Genomic DNA, 14,480 nt, shown 5'->3' on the forward strand with positions numbered 1-14,480 from the left:
AGCGGGAGCACCACCGGGGCGTCTGAGAGGGTGATGTCGATTCCCTGGAGGTGACCGTGGACGCCGCGGACGAGCAACGGTTCCGCGAGTTCGTCGACGCGCGTTCTCCCGCCCTCATGCGGCTCGGATACCTGCTCACCGGCGGTGACCAGCACGCGGCCGAGGACCTGGTGCAGACCGCGCTGGCGAGGCTGGCGGCCAAGTGGCGGCGGGTGACGGCGCCCGAGGCGTACGCCAAGCAGATCATGTACCGGCAGCAGGTCAGCTGGTGGCGGGCGAGCGTGCGGCGGGGCGAGGTGTTACAGGCCGGCCCGCCCGAGCGGGAGGCGCGCGACGCGCACCACCAGAGCGAGCTGCGCCTCGTGCTGCGCTCCGCCCTCGCCCGGCTCACCGCCCGCCAGCGCGCGGTGGTGGTGCTGCGCTACTACGAGGATCTGCCCGAGCAGGAGGTGGCCCAGGTGCTGGGCTGCTCCGTCGGCACGGTCAGGAGCACCGCGCACCGATCGCTGGCGCGGCTGCGCGAGACGGCCCCCGAACTGGCCCTGGAGCTGGCCCGCGACCTGGAGGTGACCACGTGACCCGACTGCTGCGCGACACGCTGGAGGACTGGGCGGGCGAGGCCAGGGTGCCCCCCGGCCTGGCCGACCGGGCGCTACGGAGGCGCGCCTGGAAGCCTTACGGGGCCGCCGTGCTGGTGGCGGCCATGATCGCGGCCGTCGCCGTGTTCGTCACCGTGCAACGCGACCCCGTGCTGCCCGTCGCGCGGCCGCTCAGCGGCATCACGCTGCCGCCCCGGCCATCGCCGGCGCCGACGGACATCCGCACGGACACCGAGCACAGCCCGCCCGCCAAGCTCGTCGCCGCCGGGCGGATGGCGGTGTCGGCGTACTACGTGACCCGGCAGGAGCCGGTCGAGGGCGATCGCACGCGCGTCCGGCGCACCTGGTCCGTCTACGATCCGGGCACGGACGGCTACCGCGAGACCCCGTACGCGTGGGTGGACGTCGCGCCGGGGCTGCAGGTCGCGGCCGTGATCCAGGGGGACCTGATCGGCAATCGGGTGGGCGTGCTCAACCTGAACACCGGGCAGATGCTGGCCACGTACGAGCTGGAGCACCCCGTGGGATCCGTCGCCTGGTCCCCGGACGGCACCAGGATCCTCGCCACCGCCTACTCCAGCTACCCCGATGTCTTCCAGAAGGAGAGCGCCGAGATGGGCAGCCCGCGCACCGGCTACTACGTCATCGACACGGGCACGGGCGAGTCGGTCTATCACGAGCTGCCCCCGCTGCCCGACGGCATCTACAGCGACGCCGAGTACACCAACGGCAACGCCCGCCAGGACCTCGGCTGGAGTCTGGACGGCGAGCTGATCTGGGGCCCCACCTCTTCCTCGCCCGACAGGCGCTTCTACACCCTGGACGGCTCCCCTACGGACGCGCCCGCGGGGGAGCGGTACAGGCGCGGCACCGGCCTGTCGGCCATCTCACCCGACGGTCGCCTGCTGCTGGGCAGGGACGGCATGCCGACGAAGATCACCGAAGTCTCGACGGGGAAGGTCGTCGGGCGGCAGCAGGTCCTGCAACTGCACGCCTGGGCCGACAACGACAACGTCCTCGCCCTGGGCTGTGCCGGCACGTGCAAGGACGAGTTCGACAACGGTCTGGTGCTGGTCAGCGTGGACGGCTCGAAGACGACCCAGCTCGCCGCCAACCGCGACAGCGACGCCGACGGCTCCTGGCGCTGGGTCCTCACCCCGAGATGACCGCTTGTCCCGGGACGATCCGCTCGGATAGGAAGCATGCGTGCTGAAAGGCAAGAAAATCGGGCTCAGGGCCCGCCATGAGGACGACATTCCGATCCTGCTGACCGAGCTCTACGACGACCCCGTCAACTCCTCCCGCGCCGAAGGCGGGCCCTGGCGGCCGATCACGCCCGGCACGAACGACTCGCGGCTCGTGCCGGACGACAAGGACCAGTCGAAGGTCCCGTTCTCGGTCGTGGAGCTCGACGGCGGGACCCTGGTCGGCACCGCCAACCTGTGGGGGATCGACACCCACAACCGGTCCGCGCACATCGGGCTGGGGCTCCTGCCGTCCTGCCGCGGCAAGGGCTACGGCAGCGACGTGGTGGCGACGCTGTGCCACTACGGGTTCGTCCTGCGCGGGCTGCGGCGGCTGCAGATCGAGACGCTGTCCGACAATTACGCGATGCTGCGGGCCGCCGAGCGCAACGGCTTCGTCCGCGAGGGCGTGCTGCGCTCGTCGGCCTGGGTGCTGGGCCGCTTCATGGACGAGGTGCTGCTCGGCCTGCTCGCCGAGGAGTGGAAGCCGGACACGCCTGGCTCCGAAACGCCTCAGCTGTAGGCGCTTCAGAGCTGGACCCGCTTCCGAGCTGGGCCGCCTCGGAGGTGGGTGCTCAGATGAGGCCCGCGTCGTGGGCGAGGAGGGCGATCTGGGTGCGGTTGTCCAGGTCGAGCTTGGTCAGGATGCTGGAGACGTGGGCCTTCACGGTCGTCACGCCCATCACGAGATCGGCGGCGATGTCGGCGTTCGTCCGGCCCTGCGCGATCGCCAGCGCCACCTCGTGCTCGCGCGGCGTGAGGGCCGCCAGCGCGGCGCGGGCCCGCTCGGTGAGCCCCACCAGGCCGAGGCCGCGCCCGCCGGCAAGAGGCCCGCCGGCACGACGTCCGCCAGCGCGACGCCCACCGGCACCAGGCCCGCCCGCACCCGTGTCAGGCGGCTACTCGTCGTGATCGGCGCGTCCGTGGCCGCCCTCGCCGGATGGGGCCTGGCGGTCCCGGTGGGGGGAGCGGACCTGACCGCGCGGATGGGCGCGGGCACGGACCCGCAGCCGGTCGGGCCGGTGGCGGTCGTGGTGGCGAGCCTGCTGGTCGGGCTGCTCGGCCCGAACGGCGCGGGCAAGTCCACCCTCATCAACCTCCTCGTCGGGTTGCGCCGGCCGACGTCGGGCGAGCTGTTCGGCGGCTCGCCGCTGGACCCGGTCATGCGGCGCGGCATCGGCGTGACGCCGCAGAGACCGGGGTGCCGGAGTCGTTGCGGGTCGGCGAGGTCGTCGACTTCGTCTCCGCGCACTACCCGGAGCGGCTGGGCACGGCGGAGCTGCTGGCCAGGTTCGGCCTGGGCGACCTGGTCAGGCGGCAGGTCGGCGGGTTGTCGGGCGGGCAGCGGCGGCTGGCGGTGGCGCTGGCGTTCGCGAGCCGGCCGGAGCTGGTGTTCCTGGACGAGCCCACGACCGGGCTGGACGTCGAGGCGCGGCGGGCGCTGTGGGCCGGTATCAAGGTCTTCCACGAGGACGGCGGCACCGTGCTGCTCACCAGCCACTACCTGGAGGAGATCGAGGCGCTGGCCGAGCGGGTGCTGGTGGTCGGCCAGGGCCGGGTGCTGGCCGACGACACCATGCGGGCGGTGCGCGGCCTGGTGGGCACGCGCCGCGTCTCCCTCGTCACCGACAGCCTGCCCGACCTGCCGGGCGTGCTGAGCGCCGAGCGCGTGGACGGCCGGATCGATCTGGTCGTCACCGACCCCGACCGGCTGGTGGTGGAGCTGGTACGCGCGGGGGTGCCGATCGGGATCCTGGCCAGTGCGTTCTTCCCGGCCATCTCGATGGTGGCGTTCGTGGTGCCGTTCGCGGGCCAGGACCCGGTGGCCGCGACCATGCCGGCCAGGGGTGCGGCGGAGCTGGTGTGGTGGGCGATCGCGGGCATCCCGGCGAACGGGGTGTCGATGGTGATGCTGGCCGTCTGGACGGTGGCGATGGCGGCGGCGGCCGGCTGGGCGTACCGGCGGGACGAGGGCAGGTGATTTTCCTGACATCTAATTGGACCGATCGTTCTCGATACTGCTAGGGTTCACGACGTGGCAAGAACCAAGGAGTTCGACCCCGAGGTCGCGTTGCAGCGGGCGCTGGAGCTGTTCTGGGAGCGCGGTTACGAGGCGACCTCGATGGCCGACCTCGTCGACCGGCTCGGGGTGGCGCGGGCGAGCATCTACGCGACGTTCGGCGGCAAGCGCGAGCTGTACCTCAAGGCGCTGGAGCGCTACCTGGAGCAGCGCAACGTGGTCGAGCCGCTGTCGCAGCCGGGGCCCGCGCTGCCCGCCATCCGCGCGTTCCTCGACTCCTACGTGGCCGAGATCCTGGCCGACGAGCTGCGGCGGGGCTGCATGGTGGTGAACACGGCGGTGGAGTTCGCCTCGCGCGACGCGACCGTGCTGGCCAAGGTGGCGGCGAGCTGGGCGGAGCTGGAGACCGCGCTGGCCGGCACGCTCGTCAGGGCGCGTGCCCAGGGGGAGATCCCGGCGGGCAAGGATCCGTACGCGCTGGCCAGGTTCCTGCTCGTGCTGCTGCAGGGGCTCAGGGTGCTCGGCCGGGCCGACCCGGACCCGCGCCGGTTGCGTGACGCGGTCGACCAGGCCATGACGGCTGTCCAAATTTGAGAATGATTGGTCTTGAATAAGATGACTCAACGGTTCGCAGGCAAAGTCGCGCTCGTCACGGGCGCGAGCGGGGTCGTGGGGCGGGCGGCGGCGCTGGCGTACGCGAGAGAGGGCGCGGCGGTCCTCGTCGCCGGCCGCGACGCCGACCGGCTGGCCGAGGTCGTGAAGGCGATCGAGGCGGACGGGGGCCGGGCCGGCGCGTTCACCGCCGACCTGACCCGTTCTTCCGATGTCGCCGCCATGGTGCAGGCCGCCGTCACCCGCTTCGGCGGGCTCGACGTCGCGCTCAACGCGGCCGGCGTCTTCGGCATGCTCGCGCCGCTGGCCGACTACGACGAGGACGTCTGGGACGACGTCCTCGCGATCAACCTCAAGGGCGTGTTCCTGTCGATGAAGCACGAGATCGCCCACATGCGCGCCCACGGGGGCGGCGTCATCGTCAACGTCTCCTCCAACCTGGGCGCGCACTGGCGGCTGGCGGGCGCGAGCGCGTACGCCGCCTCGAAGGCCGCCGTCAGCCACCTGACGCGGGCGGCGGCCCGCGACCACATCGCCGACGGCGTCCGCATCAACGCCCTCAGCCCCGGCCCCATCGACAGCCCCATGTCGGCGCGCCCCGGCGAGACCAGGGGGCAGCGCGACGAGCGCATGCGCGCCGCGCTGCCCATCGGCCGGGTGGCGGCCCCCGAGGAGATCGCGGCCGCCGCGCTGTGGCTGTCGTCACCGGAGTCGAGCTTCGTGGTGGGCGCCGACCACGTGATCGACGGCGGCGCGACCGCCTGACGGATCAGCTCGTGGGCTCGCCGAACCACTGCCGGAGCCGGCCGTCCAGCTCCCGCTGGTCGTCACCGACCCAGGCGACATATCCATCCGGACGCAGCAGAACACCCGGAACGTCCAGCGCGGCGGTGGGATCCGCGAGCAGGTCGACCCGGTCCGCCCAGCCCTCGGCACTCAGACGTCCGGTACGGTCCAGCAGCAGGCCACGGCCCCAGTGCAGCAGGTCGTAGAGCCGGCCCTGCTTCACCTCGACGTCCGGCAGGCGGCGGCCGAGCAGGTCGTGCCCCTCGCCGAAGTCGTACCGGACACTGATCGCGGTGATCTTCTCCGTCAGGTGGCGGTTCACGACGTCGAAGTCCATCAGCTCGGTGAGCAGCCGGCGCACCGCCCGCGCGCCCGGCTCGGCGGAGTACAGCTCCATCTGGGCGCGGGTGTTGTCCAGCACGTCCGCGGCGACCGGATGACGCTCGGCATGGTAGGTGTCCAGCAACGTCCCGGGCGCCCAGCCGCGGATCTGCCCGGCCAGCTTCCAGCCGAGGTTGAACGCGTCCTGAACGCCCAGGTTGAGGCCCTGCCCGCCGGTCGGCGGATGGATGTGCGCCGCGTCGCCCGCCAGCAGCACCCGCCCCACCCGGTAGTGCTCGGCCAGCCGCGTGGCGTCCCCGAAACGGGACATCCAGCGCGGCGAGTGCACCCCGAAATCGGTGCCGGCGACGGCCCGCAACTGCCGCCGGAAGTCGTCCAGCGTGGGCGGCACCGCCCGGTCGCCGACCTCGGCGGCGGGCACCACGACGCTGTAGACCTTCTCGCCGAAGGGCCGCAGCCAGAACCGCTGAGGGGTGTCACCCAGCCGCCTCAGCGCGGCGGCGACCTCCTCCGGAGGCACGCCCACCTCCATCTCGCCCATCAGCGTGTCGGCCCGCGCGGGCTCGCCGGGGAACCCGACGCCGAGCAGCTTGCGCACCGTGCTGCGCCCGCCGTCGCACCCGACGAGGTAGCGCGACCGCAGCCGCTCCCCATCGGCCAGCTCGACGGTCACCCCTTCGTCGTCCTGCTCGAAACCGGTCACCGCACACCCGTGCCGGACCTGCGCGCCGAGCGCGACCGCGTGCTCTTCGAGCAGCCGATTCACGACCGGCTGCGGAATGCCCAGCAGATAGCCGTAGGCGGAATCCAGACCGGCGGGCGCCGGCTTGTGAATGCCGGCGAACAACCCACCGGCCGGCCGCTTCCTTCCGTGCGCGGCGACGCGCTCCAGCAGGCCGCGCATCGCCAGCAGTTCGAGACTGCGAATGTGCAGGCCGACGATCCGCACGAACGACCCGGGCTCGGTGTCCTTCTCCAGGACGAGAACCCGGACATCGTGCAGCCGCAGCTCGGCGGCCAGCATCGCACCGGTCGGCCCGCAGCCGGCGATGATCACGTCGAACGAGAGAGGCGCGCGGTCGGCTTTCGAAGAAACCATTGGTGTTGCCTTTCGGAAGTGCCTTGTCTTGGAGGCGCTCCCGGCGACACCTACGTCAATCGCCCGACCGCGACGGCAAGGGGGAGCACCCATCGATTCACAGTCATGGGTCTCACCTCCTCGGGTGGAGTCACGGTCACCGGCAAGCTACAGGGCCGCGCTCGATCCCGTCCAACCCTTTTCCGGCAGACGTGGGCGCAGCCGCTCTCCTCTGCCGACCCCGGCACCTGCGTGGCGACCAGCACCAACAAGGCCGCCACCAGCAACGGCGCCCCGCCGTCGCGGAGGGTCTGCGGGCGAAGGCGGCCAGCACGATGATCGCGGGCACGGCGCAGAAGGACGATCCGCGCACGAGCAGGTTCAGGTCCGCCCGCAGGGGCTGGCGGCCACCCAGACGGCAAGGGCTGATCGCGACAGGTCAATCTCCATTCGGGGGGCTCAGCAGCAGCGGATGCTCGCCTCGGCCTGGCTGAAATCCCCCGCTTTGAACGCCTTCACCGGGATCGTGAAGTACATCGTCCCGGCATCACCCCACCCCCACCCCAGCTCGCCGTCCGCGGCCAGCTGCAGCAGGTGGACGGCGGGCCCGTCGGCGTCGCGGCGGGTCACCGGGGAGGCGTGGGAGGTGTCGGGCCAGCCGAACGCGGCGTGGCAGTCGGCGGTGTTGCCGTCGAGGCCGCCCATCTGGTTGATGATGAGCGACGACACGCCCCAGTGCTCGTCCTCGTCGAACTCGACGTCGCCGGTCTCGACGTCCCAGCAGTCGGGCAGCATGGTCACCGGCGCCGCGTGGACGGGCGTGGCCGGGTAGCTCCTGGCCGGCTCGGGCGCGGCCGTCTCGACCGCCCTCGCCGGATCGGCGGGGATCACCCGGCACGCGGCAGGGTCGGACAGGTCCAGCTTCCGGTACACCTCGTACGGCACGTCGGGGTCGAGGTGGAAGAAGTTGAGCAGCCCGGGCCGCGTGGGCAGCTCGTCCCCGAGCCACGGGACGAGGGCGTCGGTGTCGAGCACGGCATGCAGCGACAGCGGAAAGCCGTCCAGCTCGGGCCACGAAGCACCGGGTTCGAGCAACGCGGGGCCGCCGAGCCGGCAACGACCGGTGGCGGGCGCGGTGGCCGTGGGCGGGGCCAGCAGGAAGCCGCGCCGGGCCATCGCCGCGAACTGCCGCCCGGCCCGCTCACCGAGCCGTTCCGTACAGATCTGGAGCATACGGACCGGATCATCGAATTCCATACCGGATCTTCTACCAGAGCGTGAGCACGGGCCGGGGGACAGCGGGAAGCCCTCGGCGTCGGAGCCTCGGCGCCGAGGGCTGGTTCGGAGCCCGGTGGCGTTACGCCACCACCCGGTCGGGGTCGTCGAGCCAGATCTGCTGGCCGGAGGGGCCGACGGTCATGCCGAAGCGTTCGCGGCCGGGCTGGCCCCAGCTCACCCACCGGAAGTACGCGTTCAGGACCTCGTCCCAGAGGGGCCGGTCGCCCACCTGGTACAGCTCGTACTCCGAGGAGCCGGGTCGCCAGTCCAGGGCCAGCCAGGAGTAGGAATCACGCGGGTCGGAGAGCCAGAGGCGGTAGAGCTCGCCGTTCTCGTCGGACAGGTCACGGCCGTTGGCTTCGAGGCCGGTCAGCGCCGCGATGGCCAGGTGCGCGCCGGGCGGGGCGTAGGCGATGACGCGCGGGTCGACGTACGTGGTCAGGTGGTGCTTGTCGGGGTTCGTCGTCCTGCTGTGGGAGCTGGGGCGCTGCGAGCGCATCATCATGTACGAGGCGTAGCCGGGGAAGCGGCCGACCGCGGTCCGGTCCGGGCGGACCACGAGCCGCAGCGAGTGATTGGTGCCGAAGTTGGGGCAGAACGGCAGCACGATTGTGGCGCCCGCCCGGCACTGCTCGACCCACGCGTGGGGCACGGAGCGTACCCCGCAGGTGACGTGCACGCGGTCGTAGGGTGCCCGGTCGGGGCAGCCCAGCGCGCCGTCGCCGATGAGCAGGGCCGGCTGGGCGCCGGCGGCGGCGAGGTTCTTGGCGGCCTGTTCCGCGACGGCCGGGTCCACCTCGATCGAGGTGACCGCGCCGTGCTCGCCCACCAGGTGGCAGAGCAGGGCGCTGGTCCAGCCCGTGCCGGTGCCGACCTCGAGCACGTGGTTGCCGGGGTCGGGGTCCAGGAGGGTCAGGAGGTTCGCGACCGTCCATGGTGACGATGACGAGGACGTGTAGCCGCCGTCCATCTCGGTCACGGGCGTGGTGCCGTCGCTGAGCTGGGTGATGATGGGCTCGTTGGAGTAGACGGTGTTCCACCAGCGGTGCGGGTCCGCGTTCCGGTCGATGAGGTACGCGGAGGTCTTCTGCGAGACGAGCCCGATGGGAGGGACGAACTGGTGGCGGGGCACGGCGCGCATCGCGTGCTTCACCTCGTTCGCGATGTCCCCCTCGGGATCGAGCCCGGCGATCAGCCGGTCCATCAGGGGTGTGACATCCACTAGCGCTTGCCGTCCTTGTCGTCGTCGTCGTTGTGCTTGCCCATGCCCTTCTTGTATTCGTCGCCGGTGCTGCCCATGCCTCCTTGCTCCTCCGGGTCGAACGGCTTGTCCTTCGGAGTGTCGGGGTTCTCGTGCCGTCCCATGTGCGCTCCTCCGTGTTCGTTCTCTTGCTGGGAGTGACGATACAGGGGTTGGGCGTATCGAGACAGCCATATAGGCATTACCGCTGGAGCATCTGGCCGCCGCGATCGGCGCGCGCCTTGGGTGCGGGCGTTCTTCGCCTTCATGGCCCGTGCCGGCATGCGGGCAAGCGAACGGCCCGCGCCCGGGAGGGGGAGCGGGCGCGGGCCGTTCGGTGCGGAAGGGTTGAGGAAGGGTTACTGCTTGCTGATGCGGACCGCGTCCGCGATCACGTAGCCGGTGCCGGACGTCCACCGGCTCACCCCGACCACCGGGTACGTGCCGGCGTTCAGGGAGAACGAGCCGATGCTGCGCCAGGCTCCGCCGCCGGATCGTTGGTCGACGTACACGGTCTGGTTGCCGCTGGAGGTCGCCACGATGTACGGCGCCGAGCTGTTGTACCCGGGATCGGCCGGGTACCAGACCTCGACCTGGTACGTGCCGGCGCTCGGGATCGTCGCCGAGTACCAGGCCGGGTCGCTGGCGGCGACGGGGTCGGCGAAGCGGTAGTCGGCGCCGTAGCGCTGGCTGGAGTAGGTGGAGGTGCCCCAGTTGGCACTGGCGGTGAACTGGCCGGAGGTGGTGTTGTCCACCGTGGTGGTCCACGAGGGGGTGCCGCCGCCACCGGTCACGTAGTTCATGTACGTGGTCCAGTTCCAGTGGGAGCCGGGGTCGGTGTGGGTGGCGCCCGGGACCTCGTTGTGGCCGATGATGCCGGTCCTGGTCTTGGGGATGCCGTACTTGTCGCAGAGGTAGCGGGTCAGCGCGGCCGAGGCCCGGTACATGGCGTCGGTGAACCACGAGGCGTCGCTGACGTAGCCCTCGTGCTCGATGCCGATGGAGCGGTTGTTGTAGGTGGAGTTGCCGGCGTGCCAGGCGACGTCCTTGTCGCGGACCATCTGGGTGATGGCGCCGTTGGAGGACTTGACCACGTAGTGGGCGGAGACCTGCGCGCTGGGGTTCTGGAACCAGGAGATGGTTCCGGCGTAGGAGCCCTGGGTGACGTGGATGACGACCCGGTCGATGTTGTAGCTGGTCTCGCGGTTGGAGACGCGGTAGTTGCTGGAGCTGGCCGGGACCCACGCGGCGGGCGGGTAGTCGGTGCTGGCGATGGCGACCGGCGAGTCGGCGGGCTCCCCGGCCTGCTTGCCGGCGCGGGCGTTGAGGTCGCGGGCGTTCGCGTACTCGCCGCGGTCGGCGGTGATCTCCTGCGGCTTCACCTGGACGCCGCGGGTGTCGATGCCGAGGCCGAGCTGCTCGTAGACGGCGTCGGCGTACAGGCGGGCCAGCTCGGGGGAGGAGGCGTTGCCGTACTGGGCGACGGCCCGGTACCAGCGGCCGGTGTCCTTCCTGGCGGCCTCGTCGAGGCCGAGCTTGTCGGCGAGGGAGCGGAGCACGGCGGCGCCGCCGAGGACGTTGGCCTCGTCGTCGGTCTTGAGCCGGTCGGCGGGGAGCCCGGTGAGCTCTGCCGCCTTCTCCAGCGAGTGGTTGGCGGGGTTGCTGACCAGGTGCATGACGCCGTAGCCGTTGCTGGCGCTGGGCTCGCCCTGGTGTCCGTCGAGGTGGGTCTCGGCGTAGGCGAGGGCGACGAGCAGGTCACGTGGTACGTCGTGCGCGGCGGCCGCCTTGGCGAAGGCCGCGGCCAGCGGGGTGTCCTTGACCGTCGCCGCCTGGGACTGCGACCAGGCGGCCTGGGTGGCGGTGAGGGGGGCGAGGGCGAGGATCGAGGTGGCGAGGGCTGCTACTAATCGCGTGCGGGCGAGAGTCATAAGGGGCTCCTCGTTCACATGGTGACGGGGAGCACGCTACGGCAAGGTTCTGACTGATGTCGATAATTGACATTACTTCTGAGTTAAGTGAAAATTCTCGCCTTTCGCGGCCCATGCCGGGAACGTCCGATGTTTGTGAAGACTATTGCGCTTTGTGGCGGATGCGCTGAAACTTCCCTTCGTGACCGCGCTCCCGCGTACCGTCCTCGCGGTGCTCATCGCCGCGCTCCTCAGCCCCTTCCTCAGCGCCCTCCACACCGCACCCGCCGCGGCGGCCGCCTGCGCCACCGATCCCGCCACCCCCAAACGGCAGCTCCGAGGCATGTGGATCTCCTCGGTCGCCAACATCGACTGGCCCAGCCGTACGGGGCTGAGCGTGTCGGCGCAGCAGGCGGAGTTCCGCGCCTGGCTCGACCTGGCCGTCTCCAAGCGCATGAACGCCGTGTTCGTGCAGGTCAGGCCGACGGCCGACGCCTTCTGGCCCTCTCCGTACGAGCCGTGGTCGCAGTGGCTGACCGGCACCCAGGGCGGCAACCCCGGCTACGACCCGCTGGCGTTCATGGTCAACGAGGCCCACGCCCGCAACCTGGAGCTGCACGCCTGGTTCAACCCGTACCGGATCGCCAACCACGACGACCCGGCCAAGCTGGTCTCCACGCATCCGGCGCGGCAGCACCCCGACTGGCGCTTCGCCTACGGCGGGAAGCTCTACTACAACCCGGGCATCCCGGAAGTACGCGACTTCATCGAGGACGCGATCATGGACGCCGTCTCCCGGTACGACGTGGACGGCGTGCACCTCGACGACTACTTCTACCCGTATCCGGTCAGCGGCCAGAGCATCCCGGACGCGGCCACGTTCACGAAGTACGGCGGCGGGTTCTCCAACGTCGGCGACTGGCGCCGCGACAACGTCAACCTGCTGGTGCGCGAGCTCGACCAGCGCATCCACGCCGCCAAGCCGCACGTGTCCTTCGGCGTCAGCCCGTTCGGGATCTGGCGCAACGCGGGCACCGACCCGCTCGGCTCGCGCACGTCCGGCCTGCAGTCGTACGACGCGATCTACGCCGACAGCCGGCAGTGGGTCAAGCAGGGCTGGGTGGACTACCTCGCGCCGCAGATCTACTGGCATCTCGGCTTCTCGACCGCCGCCTACGAGGTGCTGACGGCGTGGTGGTCGGAGCAGGTCAGGGGGACGGGCGTGCAGCTCGTGGTGGGCCAGGCGGCCTACCGGGCGGGCGCCTCCGGGCAGGACGCGGCCTGGCAGGACCCGGCCGAGCTGAGCGACCACCTGTACGACAACCGGCAGCATCCCGAGGTGGCCGGCGACATCTACTTCAGCGCCAAGGACGTGAAGGCCGACCGCATCGGGTCGTTCACCAGGGTCGTCAACGCGCACTACAGCAAGCTCGCGCTGCTGCCGGCCCGCGGCTCGGCGGCGGCGCCGGCCGCGCCCGCGATCACCTCGGCCACGCGGACGTCGGGCGGCGTGCAGGTCTCCTGGACGGGCTCCGGCACGTCGTACGCCGTCTACCGGGTGGACGGCACGCCGTCGGCGGCCGACCCGTGCTTCTTCGCCGACGCCCGCAACCTGGTCAAGCTCACCCGGCAGACCTCGTTCACCGACACGACGGCCGCCGCCGGGTCGGCGTACACGTACTACGTCACCGCGCTCAACCGCACCCACCAAGAGAGCGCGGCGAGCGCGGGCCGGGCCGTCACCGGCTCCGGCGGCGGGTTCAGCGTGGTGGTCGACAACGCGGACGCCGGGTTCGCCGCGAGCTCCGCCTGGGGCACCTCCACGTACTCCGGCCAGCTGCACGGCTCCGACTACCGCTTCGCCGAGCCGGTCGCGGCCAGCGATCCCGCCTGGTTCCGTACGGCGGTGCCGAGCGCGGGGAGCTACCGGGTGGAGGTGTGGTATCCGGCCAACTCCGGCTACAACAGCGCGACCCCGTACATCGTGGCGGCTTCCGGCGGGAACCAGACGGTCACCGTCGACCAGCGCACCGGCGGCGGGGCGTGGCGCGAGCTGGGCACGTTCACGCTGAGCGCCGGCACCTACAACGTGGTCGGCGTCAGCCGCTGGACCTCCACCACCGGGTACGTCATCGCCGACGCCGTCCGGCTCACGAAGGTGTGACCGGCTACCCGTCCGGGGATGGGCAGACACGCCCGGTGATCGTACGATGAGGCGGTGGACGGTGCCCGCGCGCGACCGATCGACGCCGTCGCGGTCCTGGTCGCGGCAGGCCTGACGCCCCCGACCGGCTACACGGGCGCGACTCTCGTGATCGTGTCGGCGGGGGCGCTGCCGCTGTTGTGGATGCGCCGGGCGCCTCTCACCGTGGCGTGGATCTGCGCGGGCGTGGCGCTCGCGGTGCCCGTGCTGGGGCTGGTGGCTCCGTCCGTGATCGCGCCGCCGGCCGCGGACGCGCTCCTCTGGCCGCCCGCGGCGCCGTTCGCCGCCTACGGCGCGATGGTGTTCGCGGCGGAGCGGCGCCCGCTGCACCGCTGGATGCCGGTGATCGCGATCGCCTTCGCCGTGCTGACCCTGCCGGACCGGCTCCCGCTGGCCGGCCGCAGCGGCGCGGTGATCGCGATCGCGGTCACGTACGGCCTGTACGTCGCGGTCAGGGAACGGCTGCGCGCCGAGCTGGCCGAGCGGTCCGAGCGGATCGAGCGCGAAAGGCTGGCCGGCGAGCTGCACGACGTCGTCACCCACCGCGTCAGCCGGATCGTGCTGCAGGCCGGCGTGCTGGCCCTGTCCGCCGGTGACGACCGGGCCAGGGCGGCGGCCGAGGACATCCGGGCGATCGGCTGCGACACCCTCGACGAGCTGCGGCACATGGTGGCGCTGCTGCGGCGCGGCACCGGCGAGGGCTTCGACCTGGGGCTGCCCATGCCCGACCTGCGGCCCCTGGTGATCGACTCGGCCCGCGACGGCGTGCCCGTGGAGCTGGTGGTGGACGGGCCGCCGGCGCCGGTCTCCGGCATGGTGGGGCGCACGGCGTACGTGGTGGTCGAGGCGGCCCTGGCCAACGTGCGCAAGCACGCGCCGGGGGCGGAGGCGCGGGTCCTGGTGCGGTACGCGCCCGGCACGGTGCGGATCGTGGTCCGCAACACGGGCGGCTCGCCGGACGCCTGGGTCCCCGCCACCGGGCCCGGCATGAGCCTGGCCGAGCTGCGGACCCGGGTGGAGCTGGCCGGCGGCACGCTGGTGTGCCGCTCGCCGGGCGACGGCGGCTTCCGCGTCGAGGCCACCTTCCCCACGGGCTGAGCCACCGGCCGAGGACACCGCCCGAGTCAGCGGCCGAGGACACCTCCCGAGCCGGCGGCCGTGGGCACCT

Annotated in this window: 13 protein-coding genes and 2 pseudogenes; 9 read left to right on the forward strand and 6 right to left on the reverse strand. The window is 71.8% G+C overall.

Annotated elements, in window-relative coordinates; translation table 11 throughout:
- The first annotated feature begins 56 nt into the window (after positions 1 to 56).
- Genes HCN51_RS32640 through HCN51_RS32650 form a run of 3 tightly spaced genes read left to right on the forward strand, consistent with a single transcriptional unit; the run spans position 57 to position 2,366 of the window.
- Positions 57 to 578, forward strand: a complete 522-nt coding sequence (locus tag HCN51_RS32640) for a SigE family RNA polymerase sigma factor (RefSeq protein ID WP_168014775.1) — start codon at positions 57 to 59, stop codon at positions 576 to 578.
- Positions 575 to 1,765 carry a WD40 repeat domain-containing protein gene (locus HCN51_RS32645; RefSeq protein ID WP_168014777.1) on the forward strand — a complete coding sequence of 397 codons (1,191 nt, stop codon included), beginning with the start codon at positions 575 to 577 and terminating at the stop codon, positions 1,763 to 1,765. The genes HCN51_RS32640 and HCN51_RS32645 overlap by 4 nt, the downstream gene beginning before the upstream one ends.
- 40 nt (positions 1,766 to 1,805) lie before the next feature.
- Positions 1,806 to 2,366 (forward strand): GNAT family N-acetyltransferase, encoded by a 561-nt coding sequence (locus HCN51_RS32650; RefSeq protein ID WP_168014779.1) that lies wholly within the window; start codon positions 1,806 to 1,808, stop codon positions 2,364 to 2,366.
- A 52-nt stretch (positions 2,367 to 2,418) separates the two neighbouring features.
- Here the strand turns inward: HCN51_RS32650 and HCN51_RS32655 are convergent.
- Positions 2,419 to 2,631 (reverse strand): annotated as a pseudogene (locus HCN51_RS32655) (response regulator transcription factor); the annotation flags it as partial.
- Positions 2,632 to 2,766: 135 nt separating this feature from the next.
- On the opposite strand from HCN51_RS32655, the pseudogene HCN51_RS62500 reads away from it, so the two are divergent.
- The 4 genes and pseudogenes from HCN51_RS62500 to HCN51_RS32670 form a co-directional block, all read left to right on the forward strand.
- Positions 2,767 to 2,991, forward strand: a pseudogene (locus tag HCN51_RS62500) (ATP-binding cassette domain-containing protein); the annotation flags it as partial.
- A gap of 53 nt (positions 2,992 to 3,044) precedes the next feature.
- Positions 3,045 to 3,824 (forward strand): AAA family ATPase, encoded by a 780-nt coding sequence (locus HCN51_RS32660; RefSeq protein ID WP_346433874.1) that lies wholly within the window; start codon positions 3,045 to 3,047, stop codon positions 3,822 to 3,824.
- A gap of 54 nt (positions 3,825 to 3,878) precedes the next feature.
- Positions 3,879 to 4,457 (forward strand): TetR/AcrR family transcriptional regulator, encoded by a 579-nt coding sequence (locus HCN51_RS32665; protein WP_080047420.1) that lies wholly within the window; start codon positions 3,879 to 3,881, stop codon positions 4,455 to 4,457.
- Between the two features lie 21 nt (positions 4,458 to 4,478).
- Positions 4,479 to 5,240, forward strand: a complete 762-nt coding sequence (locus HCN51_RS32670; RefSeq protein ID WP_168014781.1) for an SDR family NAD(P)-dependent oxidoreductase — start codon at positions 4,479 to 4,481, stop codon at positions 5,238 to 5,240.
- Between the two features lie 4 nt (positions 5,241 to 5,244).
- Here HCN51_RS32670 and rox read toward each other — a convergent pair whose 3' ends face one another.
- From rox to HCN51_RS32695, 5 genes are all read right to left on the reverse strand, one after another.
- A complete protein-coding gene (rox, locus tag HCN51_RS32675) occupies positions 5,245 to 6,702 on the reverse strand; it encodes a rifampin monooxygenase (protein ID WP_168014783.1) in 1,458 nt (485 codons plus the stop codon).
- Between the two features lie 438 nt (positions 6,703 to 7,140).
- Positions 7,141 to 7,938 carry a DUF1963 domain-containing protein gene (locus HCN51_RS32680; RefSeq protein WP_168014785.1) on the reverse strand — a complete coding sequence of 266 codons (798 nt, stop codon included), beginning with the start codon at positions 7,936 to 7,938 and terminating at the stop codon, positions 7,141 to 7,143.
- A 100-nt stretch (positions 7,939 to 8,038) separates the two neighbouring features.
- The gene (locus HCN51_RS32685) at positions 8,039 to 9,181 is read right to left on the reverse strand and encodes a methyltransferase domain-containing protein (RefSeq protein WP_168014787.1); all 1,143 of its coding nucleotides are present in this window, start codon (positions 9,179 to 9,181) and stop codon (positions 8,039 to 8,041) included.
- Entirely contained in the window at positions 9,181 to 9,324 is a 144-nt protein-coding gene (locus HCN51_RS32690) for a hypothetical protein (protein ID WP_168014788.1), read from the reverse strand. Before HCN51_RS32690 ends, HCN51_RS32685 begins: the two co-directional genes overlap by 1 nt.
- A 234-nt stretch (positions 9,325 to 9,558) precedes the next feature.
- Positions 9,559 to 11,130 (reverse strand): golvesin C-terminal-like domain-containing protein, encoded by a 1,572-nt coding sequence (locus HCN51_RS32695; protein ID WP_168014790.1) that lies wholly within the window; start codon positions 11,128 to 11,130, stop codon positions 9,559 to 9,561.
- A 181-nt stretch (positions 11,131 to 11,311) separates the two neighbouring features.
- Here HCN51_RS32695 and HCN51_RS32700 point away from each other — a divergent pair, with 181 nt between their 5' ends.
- On the forward strand, positions 11,312 to 13,273 hold the full coding sequence (locus HCN51_RS32700; protein WP_168014792.1) for a family 10 glycosylhydrolase: 1,962 nt from the start codon (positions 11,312 to 11,314) through the stop codon (positions 13,271 to 13,273).
- 54 nt (positions 13,274 to 13,327) lie between these two features.
- Complete coding sequence (locus HCN51_RS32705) at positions 13,328 to 14,410, forward strand: histidine kinase (RefSeq protein ID WP_168014794.1); 1,083 nt, start codon at positions 13,328 to 13,330, stop codon at positions 14,408 to 14,410.
- Positions 14,411 to 14,480: the final 70 nt, after the last annotated feature.

The organism is Nonomuraea composti (assembly GCF_012034275.1).
Taxonomy (GTDB): domain Bacteria; phylum Actinomycetota; class Actinomycetes; order Streptosporangiales; family Streptosporangiaceae; genus Nonomuraea; species Nonomuraea composti.